This window comes from Butyricicoccus intestinisimiae, assembly GCF_018918345.1.
Classification (GTDB): domain Bacteria; phylum Bacillota; class Clostridia; order Oscillospirales; family Butyricicoccaceae; genus Butyricicoccus_A; species Butyricicoccus_A intestinisimiae.
Genome location: NZ_JAHLQI010000012.1, coordinates 1 through 20,524, shown reverse-complemented (window position 1 = coordinate 20,524; position 20,524 = coordinate 1). Strand labels below are relative to the sequence as shown.

Genomic DNA, 20,524 nt, shown 5'->3' with positions numbered 1-20,524 from the left:
TTATTTTTCTATTGTGTTCAAACCGTTTAGATCTAAGCAAATATATCATTAGCTTCTGGACCTCATCCTTATGGCAGTTCATGCTCTCCGTATTTCGATACTCTGATATAACATCTTTCATGCAAGCAAAAAGCACGGCTTTTACACCGTGCTTTTAAATCAGATTTTTACGCTATCACTGTTACTCTCTACAAAAGAAAACTCCGCGGGTCTTTTGCTTGTCCACAAATTCTTTGATTTCGGAATCAGCTTTGCTGGTTGTTCCTTCAACGCTGCAATTAACTGCTGTTCACATGGACCTTCGACATAGTAGATGCATTTACTATTCATCCAGTCACCTCATCTCTAATTCATCCAACAAGGAATCCTGTGGCAGGAAAGCAAATACATCATTTTCAACGGCTCGTCTCAGAGAATCTGTATTCCGCTTCAACACATCCGATGCAGATATTGCAGATACTGTATATGCTCCATCTTCTAAGCATTTTCTCAAAAATACATAGCTATGTTTTGGAAGGTTAAGATCAAGCATATCTGTGTTATGTGTAGTAAAAATCAATTGTTGATTTTTACCGATACAATCTAACATGATACCAAATATTCTTTTTTCAATATCGCTCTGAATATAAGAAAGATGATGGCATTCCATCCTCCATATAAACAAAGATACGAAGAAGCGCTTTTCCAAGGCTAGTTTTTCCTGTCACATTTGCTTCCCAGCTTTTTTGTAGCGAAAACGCTCTCTGTCTTTCAGGTGTTCTTCCTCAATAAAGCAATTTACAATCTTCTTTGGATAGCTGAAATTGATTGTAAAATCGTCAAACCCTTATATTTTTTTCAGTACCAGATTTAAGATAACCATAGCATCGCCTTTTTCATTAGTTCTGTATTTACGAACTAATAGCAACATATTTAATTCATATTTTCAACCGGCAATCTATCACTCAACTGTAACCCATTATCTCTCAGCATTAATGGCTTGCATTAACTCCGTTCTTGTTTTCATGCTTAAGAGAATAAAGCAAAGAAGTCAAAATATTTTGCAGACCACTTCGTCATTTCAACTCTCGATTTCTCAATCATTAATATAAAATCACTCAAACAACTTGCATCCTTCATCTTTGAATTCTTCAATGCGTTCTAACAGATCTTCTATGGACACTTCCAAGTAATCCGCCAAACAATCCATACAATAGAAATTTATAATCTTTCTTCCCAATAATTTCTGATTGATTCCAATTACATTTTTCTCAGTAATCGGAGCTCCACACATAATGCAAGTCTTGTTTATCATCTAAATTTATTCTCCTTTTACTGTAAATACAGGTATGTCTTTTCCTCTGTATTCTATATCTAAAATCCCCTGCTGTCTACGAATAGATTTTCTCATTTTATATGCTGGCCGCAGACAATACTGCATAAATTCTCTTCGATTTACATCGCTAGAATTTCTAACATGAGGAAACAAAAGTTTCAAATATGCAGTCGCAATACGTTTTACAGCCTCCGCATCTCGTGTGTCAGATTTCTCCGGATATTCTACAATTTCATCAACAATAGCACGATAACTTGCATCATCTCGCAATAAATGTAAAATTGTACAGAAATATTCTGAATTTAATCCCCACCCTGATATTTTCATATCATCATTCATTCTAGGAATTTCCCATCCTTTAATAAAGCCATGAAAACGATCCAACATGGCCGTATCATGAAATAATGACGGCAGATCGCCAATCATCAACTTTGTATCATCCATAATTTCTTGTGGGATATTTCCCAGTAAGATAATTCCAGCATCAGCCAATCCACTATGTCCAGAAATAGTAACATTGCCATTTTCCATATACGTCTGCAATGCAGCTCCCATCTCTTTCATATCCGAAAACTGCATTTTCTGTATCTCATCAAACGCAATAAAATCACTATTATATACCAGACCCTCTAAATGTTTTCCCAAGTCATAAAAAAGTTTCGCTCTGGTCATATATCCGGCAGACAAATTACCATACTTACTGATAGAGCCATAGATGTAAGATTTTCCAGTTCCCTTTGGGGCAAGCTCCATCAAATTCAAGCGTTTTTCTACAAACGGTAAAAGTCTAGTAAGAACGGCTCTTTTCTCTGGTTCGTCCTTATATCCTGATGCATTATAATCTATTGCTCCCAACAAAATATCTATCCATTCATGAACGGAAAATTCTGCACGAAGTTCCTTATAATAATCCAAATCCACAACATAAGGACAAAAATCAGTAAAACTTATCAATTTGATTTTTCCCGGTTGCCGAGGTTGCTCTGTCGGCGGTCGATATCCTAATTCTACAACCCCCCAACATTCTCTTCCTTGTGACAGTTGTTCTTTACACTCCTGCCAAACATCTGCTTCAATTATGGTCTCATGCGGCGAAAGGTCAAACGCAGGAAGATAGAATGAAATTTCTTGTGTAGAAATATCGATATTCACCATAATTTTTGTCAGAATCTTAACATTTTCATATTCCATGATAATCCGATTTTTGATTCCAACATCCCAATCTTCTTTTTTAGGCAAATATGTTTGAACAAACTGCGCGATTTCTTCAATATCAAATTCGCCATCTTCATCTTCAAACTTTTTCAAAACCCAATCTCGAAGGAATGACGGCAGGCTTAAAGATTTGAAAAAATTACTTTTTTTCAAATCTTTGTATACTACCATCTCGTCGAAATAGTCTCTCAATTTTTCTTCGATAATTGTATCCACAGTATTTTTCCTCATAAAATGTCTTTGGTTTTCATACCGGCTTTTTCGATTTTAAATTCCAGTTCAGATACCAATATATGTTCATCTGAAATAACAGAGGCTTTATACATACCTTTGCGGGTTCTTTTGTCCATAACAATACAAAACGAATGTTCATCTTTCCATTCAACTGAATATTTCGTTCCTTGTATATCAACAGCAATATTCTCAAGTTTTGTCTTCGTATAGAAGTAAATAACAGGTGGTTTTTTAATACTCGACTCTACTACAGGATTTTCAATAATAATTTCAATTTCCTGCGGTTTTACTGTCAGTACAATAAGTGGTACCGTAACTTCTTCTAATGTTGCACCACCATGTGTCTCTACACTCGGCAGTCTGCCGCCTTTAAATCGATCATAATTTGCAATTACATAATATTGCTCATCATCAGACAGTAATGCTTTTGTTATGGATACAACATTGTCAGAGTAATCGCAGACTCGCCCGCCGTGTGTCCCCTTTGCATTTACATCTACGGTCAAGTCATGCTCTCGAATGACTGCAAGCCGACTTGCTCCATGGTCAGAAATCAATATTATCTGTTGAAATTGTTCTTTTGTTAAATAATATTTTGCTTTTTTCAGAACCTTTTCAATTTCTTCCAACTCTTTCGGCAAATGCAGAGGTAATTTTGTCAATGAATAATTGTAATCATTCTCGCCTTTGTGTTTATATTCATCTATCGCCTTTACACTGGCATACTCAATGCCTTTCTGTGAAAAATATTCCAAAAAATCTTTATTTTTTACAGTAATAGTGGGAATATCTGCGCGAGCAACATGAATATCAGCCGTCACCTCCAATTGTCTACATCTGTCCGAGATATAGCCTAAATATTCCACACCCAAAGCATCTATAAAATATGCGTAAGAATGCCGTTCAGGTATCCGTTCTAAACAAGAGATTCTCGGAGATAAGATCGCATTATAGTCCCGCTTTATAGCCTGTTCTTCTACCAATTTCTCAAACGCGGGATCAATATGATTCGTCAATTTTTGCCAGACATATTGTTTAAAATATGTATTCAGCAAGTCATTTTTAAAGTCAAATACCGTTAAGTATGAACATAGCTTTGGATTTGTATGCAAAAAGATCTGTTGCAATGTATCTCTGTCATAATATTCTGCATACTGCTCTAATGTCTGAAACAATACCAAATTTTCCTCATCCGTACAATCAGTCAGATAGAAAATGGCTTTTTCACGCTTGATCAACACCATATTACAAAAATCTGGTATATATTGTTCGAATATATCCATATCCTGTAAGAGTTGTTTGCGTTCATTATATCTGTTCCAATACATTTGCATATCCGGTTCAAGTTCTAATATATCTCGAACTACATGTTGTTTCATATTTTCCAGTGAATCGGAATGGTTTAAAACGCATTGTAAGTATTCGCAATTTTTCGCTTCAAGCATCTGCAGTGCAATAAAATACAACCAGTCTGACTCTTCGTCATTTCCAAGCAAATTTTGAATCATAAGATCCAAATTGATTGACGTATGGAATCGACTTTCAAAAACTTTAATCCAAGTTCCCTCTGATCTCAGCATTCGAAGCGCATTTTTCCATTGTTCTTCTGTTCCCCACGCTTCTTGCAGACGAGATGTCATACCATCTATTCGGCATAGTGCATCAAACGCCGATTCTTCTTGTTGGATCACAAACTGAGCATATGGAAATGCTGTTTTTGGTTTTGTCGTTACAACTGCCAACGACATCATTACTCTTGTCTCAATTGCTTCTGGTATCGCTTGAATTCCGACAACAAACTCTGTTTCAATTGGAACAAAATCTACTTCACGATAAAAACAAATTTCCGGTCTTCTAATAATCTCCCCATCATTTACAAAGTAAATCAAACGTTCTATGCGTGCATCTGCAAAATTCAGAAGATGTTCACATTGATAGCAAAGCACTACAACATGTCCTTTTACACTCATATGTAAAAGTCGATCCAATTGTTTTTTTACTTCAGCCTCACCTTCTAATTTCCAAAAAGTAGTAAATCCACTTACGAATAGATTTCCCATTTTATTGGAAATTGCATACAGCATTTCTTCTGTCTGCGCTTTTTCATCCGGTTTGCTGTATTGCGCTACTGTTAGAAATTCATTTCCTTTTACACGATAACGTTCTATCAGCTGATTCATTTGAGCCGGATTATCTACATTGACTAGTCTTAATGTAGAATCCGCAGACCTTACAAGGTAACGATCTATAGCCTGTATGCACTTTTCAATGCTAAAGCGCATAATATTCCCCCTTAGTTATCCTTGATAATCTCAATTCCAACTTTCATATTTGTACGGATCAACTGCTTCAAATAACGCTTTACATCCTCCGTATCCATTTGGTCAATCTTTTCCAATGCTATTTCACAGCCGGAATGATCATATGTTGCTTCCGCTTTATCCTTAAGCAAATTCTTAATGCTCGGATTTTCATACCAATCAAAAGGGTGAATGTTCGACCGCTGTTTCAGATAATCCTTGATCTCAGATATATCCTTCAATATTGTTGCATAATCTCCAAGAATAGCCTTAGAAAACGCCTTGTCTCTGCATTCTACATGACTCAAATCATCAAAATATTCTACATGTTCCAAATACTCCAATGCCTTTTTCACCGCATTACGATCTGGATTTCGCTGGTCAAATGTTCGGAATACCTCTCTCGCCTTATTATATTCAGGTGCTGGGACCATGCAAATGATCGGCATTTGGTACTTTTCTGACCATATGCGAGGCGATTCTGTATTTGTTTTTGCTCTCCACAATGCTTTTAATTTCTCAGACTGCTTTCCGTCCATATAAGACTTTACGGCCTGTTCAACACATTTTACATAGTCAGAACGTTCTGCTGTAAATACGTCTCTTCCTGAAATATTCTGATAGATCGTTGCTATCTCTTCATCCTGCAGTTCCGTCAGATAATAACCGCATACTTTCTTGAACATCGGAATTTGATTTTTATAGAATGCATCAAAGTCTCCTCCATGTGCTCGCAATTCTTCCAAAAAGGTTGCTTGATGCATTTCTTGCAGTGCCCCCGCACGTTTTACCTCATAGAGTATCTCCATCAGAGTAGAAAGTTCTTCCCAATCATTCTTCGCTGCCAAATAAGAAATTTTGATATGTTTACACTTTTCACACCATGCAGCAACAGCATCATGAAAAGTGAGCGTTTTCAAATTACATCTATTGCTTTCCGCAATAATTTCATATTCAAGAATTACTTCTTGAATCTTCTGGTCTGCGGTATCTGTATTCCATACCCAATTGGCAGCGTCTGCATCAAACTTTTTCTTTAACTGATTGATGTATTGTCCATTATCACCAATCTCAGCGGCAAGTGTCGGCAATAGACCACCTTCAAACGTATGCAGATAAGTACCCATACCTTCTTTGCACTTTTGCGCAGAAACCAAAGATTCCATATCTGAAATCAGGTCAGGATTTTCAATTACCATTTTTCCAATATCGTTTGCAATATCAGTTTCTGTCTTTTTTCCGCTAATATTGCTGCTATTTGCAATTCCGGTAAATGCATCAATCATCTTTTCAACAATCTGTTTATCTGTTTTCAGTTCAGTTGTTGGAAGAAGCTGTTTCAAACACCAAATCGGGAAAGACAGTTGTTTCATTGCATTGCGAATACGCTCTCTTGTGTTCTCAATAGAAGAGCATACTTTTCTATCGATCTTAAAAATATCGGATGCAGCAGCAATAAATGCTCTTTCTTCCGGCGTAGAAGAAACAATATAAAGCTCTTTCCAGCGAGCGGCAGGCGTAATTTTATGCTTGATAACGCCATCAATCATTTCCTGTAGCTTCTCAACGCTCATGACGTCAGAATTCATTCTGTCGCTGTAGCTGTATGTGCTATTCGCATATTCTTTCAGCACAAATCCAAGCACAAATGCCGTTAAATTGCAAGGCATAAAACCAAACGGAGTTTTCTCCAGTGCGTCATAAATTTTCTGAATAGAAATCTGACCGTTTTTCTTAAAATCCGCCTCAATCAATTCATCTACAAAAATCTTGATCTTAGAAATCGGCAAGTATGGGTTTTCTTTCCAATAGTGGTCCTTTTCCCATGCCTGAGCACCGATATAATTTTCAAGTTTTGTTTTATCGTTACCGGATCTGAATGCACCACGTGTCTTTTGATTTGCACCACATTCAACGCCTAATTTCAGAGAGTTGCTTAACCACATTGTGTCTGTAACTGAACTGCCATTTTCCAGTCCCTGCGGATACTTTTTACGGTTTACTTCAGCCAACATCGTATACACTTCACTCTTTGAAGCAGCACGTGCACCATTCGGCTTTTCATGCGTATATACGATAAACTGTCCCTCTTCAATCCGCTTTTTCCACAGTTGCAATACATCCTTTGCATCCTGCGTATACTGATTGGAGAGTTTTCTCTCTTTATCTCTCTGATATTCAGCATTTGCAACTGCTTCAATATACTGCTCTAACAAGTCATTTCCCAACGGAGAGATCGAAGCATCAACGATAACCATATTGTCAGTTATTTCTGGCATCAGAGCTTTAATACGCTGTTCTATTTGTCTATCTTCATTCTCGTCTTTCGCAAACGAAAGTAATAAACCAAACTTATTTCCATTATAGATGGCATTCTTCAACTTACGAAACTTCTGTGTTACTTCAGACGCTGCACAGGATTCCACCACATATCTTGCTTTCAATGCACCATTGAGTTCAATAGCATTAGCAATTTCGCCATCTTGCACTAAACGAGCAGTAGTTGCCGTGGTCTTGAAACGATTCTTAATTTCCTGCAGCTTATCATCATCTGCAACGTTCAGACGAGCAGCATACATAAATCTGCCCTTACCGATGGAACGCTTATAAAGAATTTTATCTCGCTCCAAACTTGCTGCAAGACGTCCAGCTTCACCTTGATCTAAATCAGAACCTTCAAAAGCATTATTGATATTTTCCTCATTCGGAACAAAGATATCAACACTGCCTCCAACATTTTGAGAAATTGCCTGCATTAACAGAACAGTTTTGAGCACGCGCTGTTTATCATTTTCTAAATACTGGCTTGCTGCGTGATTGAAATAATCCAAAATGCCGCGAATTTCTCTTGTCAAATAATCTTTACCCTTTTCATAGAAAAAGTCCCAAAGCAAATCGACGGTTAGAAATGGATTATCATCCAGTGGGCCAAAATTATCAATGAAATATTGAAATCCCATTACTTCTTCGCCCTGTTCGTTTTTAATAAAGTCGAACATGCTGCGTTGGTTGGATGCAAATGCCGCCGAAATATGCTTCAGCAACAAAGCTGCATATGGATGGATCGGAAGAATTTTTTTCAATTCTTTCTCCGTGATATTGGCTTGTATCATGACCTTTTTGCGAGATTCTGTTGTGCGGTCATATAAATCCTCAACAACGATGCCTTCCCATTCCTTTGCAACAACCGAATCTTTACTGATCTGCATTGCCTCTCCCATCAAGCGAAATGCCATGTTTTCCGGCAATTCAATGGCACAGATCGGATCTATAAAACGACCCTTGATTTTGCCAAATTCTTTATCTCCTTCCGGGAAGATATGCATAGCATCATGCGTGACGATCATGAGATAAAACGGTGTTGTCGAACTCATATCCACAATCTTCTGAAAACCTGTTAGACCGCGCATATTTCGGCGGAAAAATTCCGTAAATTCATCCCACACAAATAAAATCGCCTTCAAATTATTGACGCGAATAATCTCCTGAATCCACGAAACCAGTCCATCAACATCCAATGACAATGCTTTGATTTGACGCTGATCAGCAACGCGGAATATCTTCCCCATCAGTTCAAGCAGGCTGCTTCCTGTATACTGGTTCAGACGAGCAAGCACTTCGTCTGTCGTAATTCCTCCAAACAGTTCCCGATACTGGTTGCCGATCAATGTATCAAAGTACATCTTATTGGCTTCATCAGAAAGCCAGCGGATGACAGCATCTTTCAATGCACCTTTGCCACTGTCCATTTCTCGTTCAGCCAATGCGGCTTCAATGCTCTCCTGAATAGCAAATACTAGCTTATCATCGCCCTCAATATCTGACGAGCCATAGCGATGAACCGTTAATATTTTCTGATCGCCGGATTTCACCTGTTTCAGCTGATTATAAAGGTCTTGATCCAGCTGATCCGGGAAATTATTCCAATACTCTTTTGTTTCTTCTTCCGAAGAATCAATAAGTTTTTTCAGTGTCAGCACCGCATGAGATTTACCTGTACCATATGCGCCCTCCACCCAAATCGAAACTTTCTGGCGACGAGAAAGCACACTGATGGTATTTTTCATCAATTTGATGAATGTCTCATGCGGATAGAATTTTTTCCACAAATCCGGCTGCTGCTGAATCAGCTGTTGATTTACCTGTGGAAAATATTCCGGATCAATATCGAAATATTCTCTGTATAGTTCTGCCATGTTCGCATCCCCTATCTATTTTCTATCTTTTTAAAGCAGTTCCAAAACGTCTGCAGAAGTCTTCTCTCTACGAAGTGTGATGTTGTCCAGATCAAGCGTAAAAGACGCATTGATGAATTCCGGATAATTCACGGTCAAACCATTCAGAATCTTCTTCATCTGGTCTTCATCCAGTCCGAAAATCTGTGTCGGGCTGACACCTTCACTTTCCGCCTCATGGTCAAGCAGGCGGCGGAGCGTGAACTCGTAGTAACCCCCGCAAGCCTCCGCGAACTTGTACAGCGAATACAGAATAACCACCGGCTCGGGTAACTCCCACGGAGTGCGCTTTAATGCAACTATGCTGCGCTTTTCTTTTTCGGTATATCCCATACCCACTTCGTTAAAAGGCAGAGCCAACAATCTTCCAAACGAACTCCAAATATCACTCGCCCACGTTTCTTTCGCACCATCATCCACAAGCATCTGAATAGTGTATCCCTTTGTGTACTCTTCATTCATTTTAAGTCTTCGTACAAACCAGTTTATCTGCGGTGTATATGCAAGATTAGTCAGTATAATCGCCCAAGAAATCTGTGATTCCAGTCCTATTTTATCGATAATTTCTGCAGTGTGAGAAAATCCTCTTTTATTCAAAAGCTCTGCATCACGAAGAAATCTCTTAAAGAAATTATACATCTGTGAACCTAAAGAATGATTCTCATCGAACTCATTTTTATAGGTAAAATACTGCGTAAACCATTCCATCTTTGGAGCATGGTGTGAATAACAATTCAAACTTTTATTGGAAAGCACTTTGAACCCTCCTGACGGCATCTCTAATGATTTATAAACCAAGCATCCTTTGTCCACCTTGTGACACTGTGCACAATGGATACAATTGTCTGAAATGTCAACATTTCCATTTCTCATGGTAATGCATCCACTATGACAATCTGCTTCGCATTCTCTGCACCCTACACAACTAGCAGCCTTTCTAAAGACATTTTTCAGTAATTTTACAAATGTCGAATCTTGTTTTGCAATATCTTTATCGTAAACGACATCATAACCGTTTTCAACATCTATAATATCAAATGAATAATTATTTCCTCTAAAATCAATTCGATACGGACTTTGTCCAGTCAGTAGGACACCTATTGTTTTAATCCATACTTTCCAGTCCGTTTTAGGATTTCTAACAGATAAAATACGTTTTGTATGTTTCTCACATTCACTATATCCAACATTTATTGAAATGTCTCGTCCATTTTTTCTTGCCTTCCATCCACCATTTTTCACAAAGTCATCTAATACTGTCTCATCTGATATAGATTCATGATAAAGCTCTTTTATGATATTGAGATATGTATCAACTTGTTTAGGATAACAAACTCGAGCAGTGAACTCATTTCGTTCCGCTGCTCTAGGACACACCAAACATCCAGCACGCTTATTTCCTTTTTTGTATGCCTTATTGATATAAAGATTTTCGGTATAAATATATGCATATAATTCTGCCGAATTCCATTCTAAAATTGGGTTACAACTATATTGTCCTTTATGTTTTTTCCCTAAACTAACATAGTCATAATCACTTCTTGCAAGGCTTTCATAAGAGCGAATGCCGACAAATGCCATTCCAGTAAAATTAGTTTTTCCCGTTATCTCTCTCAATTTTATAACTTGAGGTGCAGTCTTGTGTACACTACAACACCATCGCGTAACAGTCGCCGGACATCCAAATAATTTCCAACTGTCTACAGGATTAAATTCGGAACGCGCACGTACAAAATCTATTTTTTGTCTATTGCAAATATCTTTTACTGCATTTACAGTTTGATATGTATCCGGGAATTCCATTCCTGTGTCACCAAACAAAACTTTAAATTCATTGTGCGGTAAAGTACGCTGCACAATATCCAAAGTTACAATACTATCTTTTCCGCCGCTAAATGCAACATAAAAGACATCGACTCGATCCTTGTAGTCTACATAAGTATTATATACTTTTTTGATGGTCTCTTGTACCAAGCTCTCCATAATTGCACGATTTTTTTCAACCATCTGCGGTATATCAACAAACTGAAGCGGTTTTCCAGCCGATTCCGGTTCTTCCAGTAAAATAAGTTCCGGAGCAGTATATAACGCGCCACCTTTTGTTTTCGCAACGAAGCGTCCTCTATACCAGTAATTATTACCTTCTGCCCACATATATGGGTATGTATCGTCTTTCACATAGTTCCAATACTTGTCAAAGCCTAAAATATCCAATTCTTCATAATAGACCGGGCGAGGCTCCTTGCTAAACTTTAGCAAGGAGCTATTTAATATATATCCGCCAGTCTCCGCATCCCACTCATAGGAATACATATTGTTGATTCATCCTCTCCTTGATCGCTGCACTTTGGCATCGACTACTATCTTGTCCATACGCTGTATCCCTCGTCCGACAAGATAGCCTTTTTCTATCAAATAATTAAATGCATCATTGACAGATGCTATATGTCCGCTCTCTGCCAATTCTGCCGTCAGCAGTTTATCTAGTGTATCAATCTTCGATTCTTTTCTTACGATTGCACCACTGGAACTTCCCGCTGTAAAACCAGTATGTATCAGCTTATACTTTTCGCTGAACATAAAAACAAATTGTTCCAAAAGATATATATTCCACGTAACTCCGACATATGGAAAGCTGCTGAAATCGTCAACATCTTTCAGCGGAATATACTCTCCTGTGCAATACTGTCCGATCGCTTCATCTGTCTTTGCAACATCAAAAGAAATTGTATGGAGCGATACAAAATCATTCTGACTAATACGCAGTGCATTTTCATACACTTTGTCAAAATTTATCACCGCATCCAGTTCACTTCTTAAAAGATTCAACTCACCTATTGTAAAGTGATCGCGCGTTTTGGCAAAATTCGCATATATATCAGATGTTTTGAGTATCACGCCATGCGGACAGATGACATTTTTACTGAATGTAAAACGATCACGGAAGTAATATGCCATCGCATCCCGGAAACCGTTCGGGGAAATTTCTCCGTAACGTTCTATAATATCAGGATACTGTGCCCGCACTTCAGCATACATCTCACTGCTAGTCTCAAATTGTTGCGTATCAATAGCGTGTTGAATAATACGTGCAATATGCTCCAGTTCCGTATCATCTAAATCAATCGCACTCACATGAAAATAAGACTCTCCTCGTTTATTGCAAATGATTTCTGCACTTGATTTCAGATTGCTTTCGATTAAATCCTTCGGTAAATGCGGAAGCTCCTGACATATTTGCTCTATCGTAACTGGGGCGTCCTTTTTCTGGCACAAAAACTCAATAATTTCATCCAATGGTGCAACACGCACGTTTTTATCCTTTGCCAGATATAAACGATTGATAACATATCCTCCATCATTAATATGCTTCAAATATGTTTTTAGCATGTCTGATGTGTAAATTTTTTCTCCCAAAAAATCATCCGAAAACCATTCGAACAATGCTGTATAGTATATTGCACTTTTACCTTTCGCAAAAGTCGTTCTGATATACTGTAATAATTTTTGTTTTTTATCTTCACTCAGCATCGTATCAAGCAAATACAATCTATCTTCATGTTGAACTGTTATCTTTCTGATCTCATCAAGAAGTTCTTCGTTAGAAATTTCCAATTCTTTTCCATATGCATTAGCATATTGTTTTTTAAATTGTTTCAATGCTATTCCAGAGTTCACACGAAATCCCTTTGAAAATCTCTGTTTCAGTACAGAATAGTAAACATTATTGCTTAAATCAAACGATTTGTCCTGTACTTTCGGTTCGCTATGTAACGAAAACTCTATTTGCTCAGATACCGAAACAACAGTATCCTGTTTTATTATATCATTTCGTGGCCCCGATGTCACTGATGAATTGTTTTGATATTCTCCCATAAAATTTTTATGTTTCGTAAGTTCATCATCAAGTCTATTTTTTTGCTGCCGATTACTTCTTGACAAACCTGTATTTTCCTGAAGTCCATTTATCAGATTCTCTATTTCTTTACACACTTCTCCAACATGTGTTGATAACATATCTTCGTCCGACTTTTCTAATTTTTCCGTAACATCATCTGGAAGTTGAGAGAAAATCGGCTCTGTAATCACGCTTCTTGTCCACCATGCATCTTTCCCTTTTGTTGCGTGGCCACCTTTTTTCATAAAAACGCATTTTGCACCATTCTTTTGAAATTGTGCAATTGTGTCTTTTAGTTCTAAACCGCCAATGATCCAAAGCGCTCCCCCTTTTTTCCTATTATCTATATACGGAATATTATGAAGTTCCAAATAATCCGTCATAACATCCGTCTTTTGTATGGAATCCATCACTTTAGTTGAAACTATTACGTTATCATCACCGTTAGAATGTTCCTGTGATTTTTCCGTAAACTTCAAATCTCTAGACTGTTCCGTTCTCTCTTTCCCTGTTAGATCATCTTCTTCAATCGATTCTTTCTTTGCTGCCGTAGCTTCTTTACTCCGGACATTACCATCAGTCATCTGAGTCTCACAATAGTTGCAATACTTCCGAAATGGAGATCCAAATCGACGCTGTTGATATCTAGTGCACTTCGTACCCATTGCTTCTCTCAGTTTTAATAATTCATTCTCTGTAATAATTTGAAAGATACTTTTGCCGATAATTCCTTCTTCATTCAAAATTTCGCCAAAACTATTCAATGTTGAAACGTATCCCTTTGCAGAACTCTCCTTAAATCCTTGGGATAATAGCCACTTATAAAATACTTCCTGATTTGACAATTTTTCGTTGCTTTTCTCAATTGCTTGATAAGCACTCGTTATTTTTGACTGTGTTCTATCGAATATTTTTATTCCGTCTGATTCATGAGACTCTAAAATCTTCTTTTGGCTGTATTCTCCAGAAATCAAGATCTTGATTTCTGACAGATCTACAGAACATATCTCAGAAATCTTTTTCATATGAGATATGATATTTGTAGGAGCATGTAGTCTTTCAAAATAGATCGTATTATCACCATATGACCCTATCTTTACAGGATCTGTCATTCTATAGAAATGATTTGTATCTGCTAAATCAATGTTCCCTCTTCCAGAAAAACTACTATTTACATATTTTATGAAATGGGAAAAATATTTTTTGAACATTATCTTACAAAAAACAGTATACAACTCTTTCCAATTTTTGCATTCATAGTCGTTTCCTAATATATTAATAGATACTGGTTTCGAACTCATTGTAAAAATAGTCGAGTTGACTTCATCTAATTTAAAAGATTGAGTTCCTATTATTAGAATTCGTACTGGTTCAATCCTTTTCGAATCCACTCCGTTTTCTAATTCAATAGGAATCTCTTTCACACCTTTCGGCGCAGTATATGTGGTCAATGAAATTATCTTTTCATCATGTCGTTTTTTCTCCAAAACTCTTTCAATAAGAGAAGAAGTTGTCTGTAATCCTGATTGCCCATTCGTGCAATAATACTCTACAGATGCAAGAAATGTTGTAACAGATCTTATACTTCTAAAATCTTCCGGAACTCTATAGTCTTTTTCCGCTCTACGACGAAGTTCTTTTGACAATATTTTGATGGCATCAAACCGCTTTATCTTCCCAGCCTGAATAGCATAAAACGTATCAATTAACAACTCGACCTCATCTTCATGCCAAATAATAGAACGTATAGGCTTTTCTTTTTCTGCTGCCTCTCCCTCTTCCTCCACGATTTGAGCTTTCATTACGCATTTCTTTTCTTCTTCAATACATGTTTCTTTTGCACGTCTTTTTTCCTCTGCAATATGGACTTCTTCTGTGATACGTGCTTTCTCTACCAATTTCTGTTCAATTATCGCCTGGAGAAATTCACGATAATTTTTCATGCCTATTTCTATCTGCGGATAAATTTTTCTATTATAAAAGCGAAAAAATCTATTTTTAGAAATAGCAAGCATAGCACTAGAAATCTCATTCGGCTGTTCAATTTCATAAAGTCTGCAAGATATATAGTGTTTCTTCAACATTGTTGCTTCCGATCGCTCCAAAGCATAAATGATGTCATTAGCTTTTCTTTCCGAAAACTTATCAGATAAATAATCTATAAATTTATTTTTTCTCTCTGCATCTGTCATTCAATATCATTCCTCAATCATTTTCCAAACATTTATATTTTCTGCGCACAAAATCTTAATTTTAAATAATCGGGTTAATTACAAAATCAAGTTGTTTTATAACATTTATTAAAGAGGGGCAATCACTATAAACTAGCATCATTATATTGCAGCATTGCCAAAGTTCAAGAGTGACTACGCGCCTTCAAGAAAAGGAATCATCTGAAGCATTGAAATAGCAATGATGATCCAATAGAGCATTATCAGAGCATTGGATCTACCACAAAAATCAGTGTAGCATTCTAATTGTTTCCATTCCCATAAACCACACAAACTGTTTTCCTGTGATGCATTTGTTTTTGGATTGCTGATCAGATCAGAGAGCGTAATTGATGCCTGTACTAGCTGTGCAAAATGCCACAGTTTGTTTCCAAGCAGTGAGCCGTTCTATACCCATATCTAACAGACAGATTGAGATCATATGATCTACCAAAGGAAAGAAAGCAAAAGTACTCTCTGTCTTCCAAGCACACTACCAAAATTTTTATTCATGTAGGTGTCCAACTTACTCTTTCAACTTTCATTATATATTTATTATACCATGTTCTAAATCAATTTCCTATCCATGTTTATTATCCATGTTTCCCCCTCTTTCAAATAATGCCCTGCAATCACCCCAATCCTCCCATGCCCCAGCGCATTAGAAGCAATCCGCATTGCCGCTCTGTCAAACACTTCTCCTTTCCGGTCTCCGCGGCAGTAATACTTTTCTTTTGCGGTCAGTTGTTCCAATGGTCTCGCATGTTGCTGGTAAATCGCCGTTGCATAGTCGCGCCGATAGCTGTGAATATCCGCACCGGACGGAACTTTTTCAAATACTTTTCCGTCTCCGGCTCGTCTGCACAAGCAGATAACCAAATCTTTATCACCGATAATCGGCGCATAGCGTTCCCGTCCGCCCTTGCTGCCGCTCGTGATATGCAGATAATAGCCGGAACGATCCTGATACAAGGCCGTTCCGCGCAACGCTTTGAGTTCTGTGCGCCGCAGACCTGTCGCACGGCAAAAGGCAATCAATTCCGCATGATTGCTCTCACTAAAATGTCGGTCTCGCTTGACCGTGTTCCGGCTGCGCGTAATGTCTTTTCTTTGCCTAGCCGCAGTGTGAATATTCAATTCTTCCAATGTGCAGCCGTACAATTTCACCAGCGCGCTGGCTTCCATTTTTTGCGTGTACACAGACAGATGTTCTCTCGTTTTCATCCATTCGGAAGCATACGCCTTGCACTGCTCGATTGTCTTGCACCCGTGATTTTCCTTGCACCATTTCACAAAATAGCAGCAATGCTTGAGATACGAATGATAGGTTTCCCAGCTGTAAATGTAGTTCTGAGAAATACCGGAAAGTTTATCCGGTTTCTTTTTTCTTCCAATTTGCAGTTTTGCGTCCAAAGTGTCCTGCACCTGTTTTACCAGTGAACCACGGTTCGGCTTATTTTTATGTCCCATAGTTTTTGTCCTTTTTCATCGTGAAATTGTGAATACCTGTGTTGAAGCGAAGCATTGCACTCTTATTGTTTTCCGATTGTTATGCACCAATCGTCTGATTTTTCATCCGATCTGAACAGCTCAACCCAAATGGGGAGCACGATTTCAGTCATCTGAAAATTTTGTTTTTCCGATATCCCCGTTTACTCGTACACGATTGTGTCCGCGTAACCGGATATCGGATCTTCTGCTGCTCTTTGCTGTTCGACATATTTTTAATGTCTGTCAGCTGGTCAATCAGCTTGCCTTGCCACACGCTTCTATGCAGCTATTCTGTATCCACATAAAAACAGGAGGGCCATCCTATGATCCTCCTGTTCCATCTTTCATTCCAAATATGTGAGAATAAAGATTTGAAATTATAAAAAAGAGAGAAACTTTCCAGCAGCTTATACTGGATAGTTTCTCTCTTTTTGTCTGTTTTTCAAACTATTTTAGAACGTTCATTTTTTGCTTAGGTAATCTGCATGTTCTAAATCTGCAAATACGCATTGTTAATTATTTCGTTTTCTTTACCCGCACAAAATAAATATGTCCGCGTCGAATCGCCTTTTCTAAATCTCCATAGCAATCGCAGATATTCCGCTTAATCAACTGATAATTTCTCAGTTTTACTCCGCAAGCAGCCAACGCCGCTTCTTTTTCTTTGGGCATTCCTTTATATTTTTCTTCAATCTCTAAAATCGTTGCAATCTTCAACTGTTTTGTTGTCGCTCTCGCACCTGCTCCGCGCGTCATTTTGTCCCAGATCTTTTCTTCTTTTCCTCTCAGCTTATACGCCATCTCACCGGAAATGCTGTCCGTCTGAGTCATAGAAATTCCGCACCGTTTGAGCACTTCTTTTAATAACTGAATCTCCTCTTGCTTTTCCCAATCGTGTTTAGAGCATTCAATTCTAATTTTTAAGTTCATCTCATCATCCTTTACATGTAATATTTAATTCTTTCGTTCTTTTCATTCTTGCACTCAGTATAAAATATTTTCTCAACTTTTTCAAGCATAAACAAAGAAAGTATAAAATATTTCTTTGTTTTTCGTTATTTTTAAGCCTTTAATTTTAATCTGTTCATTCTCTCATATTGGCAGCATTCCAAAAAGGAAGGAGGATATACACCATGAACATGCATCAAGAAGTCTACACCGTTCAAGAGCTGGCTGAGTTGCTGCATATCGGGCGGAATGCTGCTTATGATCTGGTAAAGTCTGGAAATATTCGCAGCATCCGTATCGGCAAGAGCATCCGCATTCCACGCTCTGCGTTGGAAAAGTTTTTAAATTCTTAACTTGCTGCAGCAGACAATCCGTGCTATACTTGCCTCACACCAGGAAAATGCTCCGATAAAACAAAGGAGGCTTGTATGGCACGGATGAATCACTCATCCAAGGAGCATCTTGTCAATATGAAATCTACAAAACACGGAAATAAATTCCGCATTACATATCGGTGCCCAAACTATCCGGATCTGATTCATGAATCTTTTGACACAGAGGAAGAAGCCAATCTGCGGATTGCGCAAATCTTGTTGGAAAAGAAAAACAACAAACTGCTTCCGCCTGCTTCTGTTGTTGATCCAGATGCCAATCATGCATTGGCTCAGGAAACCATGACTGTTTCTCAGCTGTTGGACGAATACGTCAATCTGTACGGATTAAATCATTGGTCGGAGAGTACGCTTTCCTCTACTATGCACCGAATCACACACTATATCAACCCGTATATTGGTGCTATCCCAATTAAATCTCTCACAACCCATCGGCTGGAACGCTTTTATAGAAAGCTTCTGCGAGAGCCTGCTGTGTGTCCCAAAGGCAAAGAACATTTGCAGACAACAATCGCTCCCAGCGTTGTAGAAAAAGTACACGGCACGATCCGCAGTGCACTGAATCAAGCCATTCGCTGGGATTACTTAAAAGGTCCGAATCCCGCTATGACTGTGGAACTGCCCAAGTACAAAAGAGAGAAACGAGCTGTCTGGGATGATGCAGAAGCGCGATATGCCTTAGATGTATGCACCGATCCGATTTTAAAGCTGTGTATGCTACTCGCTCTTGGCTGTTCCATGCGTATCGGAGAAATCTTAGGTCTGACATGGGATTGTGTACACATCACGCCAGGATTGATGCAGAACGACAATGCCTATCTCCGCGTAGAAAAAGAACTGCGCCGTTGCACCAATCTCAGTTTAGAAAAGCTTCGGGAACAAGGACGAGATGATGTCTACTTTACCTTTCCGCTCTGGAAGAAGAAATCACCGTCTACTACGACACTTGTTCTCAAGACGCCTAAGACCGAAAGCAGTGTCCGCACGATTTATCTACCGCCTACTGTCATTCACGCACTGCGGCAGGCATGGGAGCATCAAATGGCATTAAAGAATGAAATCGGCTCTGTGTATCAAGATTTCAATCTGGTCGTTGCGCGGGACAACGGACGGCCATTTGAAGAACACAACATCAGTGAAAAACTGAAAGCACTCATTCAAACAAACAATCTCCGGCCGGTTGTCTTTCACAGTCTGCGTCACAGCAGCACCAGCGTGAAACTCAAAATCAGTGGCGGTGACATCAAGGCAGTGCAAGGCGACACTGGACATGCGCAAGCGAACATGGTCACGGATGTATATAGCCATATCATGGATAGCAGCCGCAAGCATCTGGCACAGCAAATGGAAGCACAGTTCTTCCTAACATCCCCAGAAAGCAAAAAAGCAGCCGCCCAACTGCCCATGGATTCTTCCACGAAACAGCTGATTCAGCTGCTAAAAAGTTCGCCGGAGATCGCAGATCCACTTCTGCAAATGTCTCACATTTTGAAAGGCAACAAATAGGAATTACTCCTGTTTGTTCCCAAATGTTCCCACGAACAAAACCTCATTTATTAAGTGGCTTCAAAAGTACTAAAAAAGCCTGATTTCTTGCGAAATCAGGCTTCTAATGGAGCTGCTAGGCAGATTTGAACTGCCGACCTCATCCTTACCAAGGATGCGCTCTACCGACTGAGCTATAGCAGCAAATGAAGATATCTTTCAATCTTCATGCTTATGGCGACCCGGATCGGGCTCGAACCGACGACCTCCAGCGTGACAGGCTGGCGTTCTAACCAACTGAACTACCGGGCCATATGGCAGGGGCAGAAGGGATCGAACCCTCGGCACGCGGTTTTGGAGACCGCTGCTCTACCAGCTGAGCTATACCCCTATACTGCTTTTTTGTTTTTGACACGTTTGGCTTTTTTGTTGGTGGGCCTTCGGGGACTCGAACCCGGGACCGACCGGTTATGAGCCGGTTGCTCTAACCAACTGAGCTAAAGGCCCATATACTCAAACTTGTCTTGATATAAGTTTCGCCGTCACATATTTCTATATGACGGCGAACCATGTTTTGGCTCCTCAAGTTGGACTCGAACCAACGACCCTCTGATTAACAGTCAGATGCTCTACCGACTGAGCTATTGAGGAATATTGAAGCGATCTGAGTTTTCTTCAGATCGCTTTGTGTAGGCATCGTCCTATCTTCCCGGGCCGTCACCAGCCAAGTATTGTCAGCGTAAATGAGCTTAACTACCGTGTTCGGAATGGGAACGGGTGTACCCTCATCACAATTAACAC

11 protein-coding genes, 5 tRNA genes and 1 rRNA gene are annotated in these 20,524 nt (G+C 38.8%); 2 read left to right on the top strand and 15 right to left on the bottom strand.

Annotation, left to right across the window (positions count from 1 at the left end; all coding sequences use genetic code 11):
- Positions 1 to 334: 334 nt before the first annotated feature.
- From KQI75_RS13325 to KQI75_RS13285, 9 genes are all read right to left on the bottom strand, one after another.
- On the bottom strand, positions 335 to 688 hold the full coding sequence (locus KQI75_RS13325) for an AAA family ATPase (protein ID WP_246566691.1): 354 nt from the start codon (positions 686 to 688) through the stop codon (positions 335 to 337).
- A 405-nt stretch (positions 689 to 1,093) separates the two neighbouring features.
- Complete coding sequence (locus KQI75_RS13320; protein WP_216471321.1) at positions 1,094 to 1,294, bottom strand: hypothetical protein; 201 nt, start codon at positions 1,292 to 1,294, stop codon at positions 1,094 to 1,096.
- A 6-nt stretch (positions 1,295 to 1,300) separates the two neighbouring features.
- Entirely contained in the window at positions 1,301 to 2,746 is a 1,446-nt protein-coding gene (gene brxL, locus KQI75_RS13315; protein WP_330655594.1) for a BREX system Lon protease-like protein BrxL, read from the bottom strand.
- Positions 2,747 to 2,757: 11 nt separating this feature from the next.
- Positions 2,758 to 5,046: a BREX-4 system phosphatase PglZ gene (pglZ, locus tag KQI75_RS13310; RefSeq protein WP_216471320.1), complete on the bottom strand. Its 2,289-nt coding sequence runs from the start codon at positions 5,044 to 5,046 to the stop codon at positions 2,758 to 2,760.
- An 11-nt stretch (positions 5,047 to 5,057) separates the two neighbouring features.
- Entirely contained in the window at positions 5,058 to 9,260 is a 4,203-nt protein-coding gene (locus KQI75_RS13305) for a hypothetical protein (RefSeq protein ID WP_216471319.1), read from the bottom strand.
- A 30-nt stretch (positions 9,261 to 9,290) separates the two neighbouring features.
- A complete protein-coding gene (locus tag KQI75_RS13300; protein WP_216471318.1) occupies positions 9,291 to 11,612 on the bottom strand; it encodes a phosphoadenosine phosphosulfate reductase domain-containing protein in 2,322 nt (773 codons plus the stop codon).
- Positions 11,613 to 11,621: 9 nt separating this feature from the next.
- Positions 11,622 to 15,389 carry a hypothetical protein gene (locus tag KQI75_RS13295; protein ID WP_216471317.1) on the bottom strand — a complete coding sequence of 1,256 codons (3,768 nt, stop codon included), beginning with the start codon at positions 15,387 to 15,389 and terminating at the stop codon, positions 11,622 to 11,624.
- Between the two features lie 585 nt (positions 15,390 to 15,974).
- Positions 15,975 to 16,877, bottom strand: a complete 903-nt coding sequence (locus KQI75_RS13290) for a hypothetical protein (RefSeq protein WP_216471316.1) — start codon at positions 16,875 to 16,877, stop codon at positions 15,975 to 15,977.
- Between the two features lie 537 nt (positions 16,878 to 17,414).
- The gene (locus tag KQI75_RS13285) at positions 17,415 to 17,828 is read right to left on the bottom strand and encodes a hypothetical protein (RefSeq protein ID WP_216471315.1); all 414 of its coding nucleotides are present in this window, start codon (positions 17,826 to 17,828) and stop codon (positions 17,415 to 17,417) included.
- A gap of 203 nt (positions 17,829 to 18,031) precedes the next feature.
- On the opposite strand from KQI75_RS13285, the gene KQI75_RS13280 reads away from it, so the two are divergent.
- Positions 18,032 to 18,199, top strand: coding sequence for a helix-turn-helix domain-containing protein (locus KQI75_RS13280; protein ID WP_216471314.1), 168 nt, complete (start codon positions 18,032 to 18,034; stop codon positions 18,197 to 18,199).
- A 117-nt stretch (positions 18,200 to 18,316) separates the two neighbouring features.
- Positions 18,317 to 19,744 (top strand): site-specific integrase, encoded by a 1,428-nt coding sequence (locus KQI75_RS13275; protein WP_216471313.1) that lies wholly within the window; start codon positions 18,317 to 18,319, stop codon positions 19,742 to 19,744.
- A 107-nt stretch (positions 19,745 to 19,851) separates the two neighbouring features.
- Here KQI75_RS13275 and KQI75_RS13270 read toward each other — a convergent pair.
- The 6 genes from KQI75_RS13270 to rrf form a co-directional block, all read right to left on the bottom strand.
- A tRNA-Thr gene (locus tag KQI75_RS13270) sits at positions 19,852 to 19,927 on the bottom strand.
- A gap of 31 nt (positions 19,928 to 19,958) precedes the next feature.
- A tRNA-Asp gene (locus tag KQI75_RS13265) sits at positions 19,959 to 20,035 on the bottom strand.
- 3 nt (positions 20,036 to 20,038) lie between these two features.
- Positions 20,039 to 20,114 (bottom strand) — tRNA-Trp (locus KQI75_RS13260).
- Positions 20,115 to 20,153: 39 nt separating this feature from the next.
- Positions 20,154 to 20,230: transfer RNA gene (locus KQI75_RS13255), tRNA-Ile, on the bottom strand.
- A 68-nt stretch (positions 20,231 to 20,298) separates the two neighbouring features.
- Positions 20,299 to 20,374: transfer RNA gene (locus KQI75_RS13250), tRNA-Asn, on the bottom strand.
- Positions 20,375 to 20,411: 37 nt separating this feature from the next.
- A 5S ribosomal RNA gene (gene rrf / locus KQI75_RS13245) occupies positions 20,412 to 20,524 on the bottom strand; the annotation flags it as partial.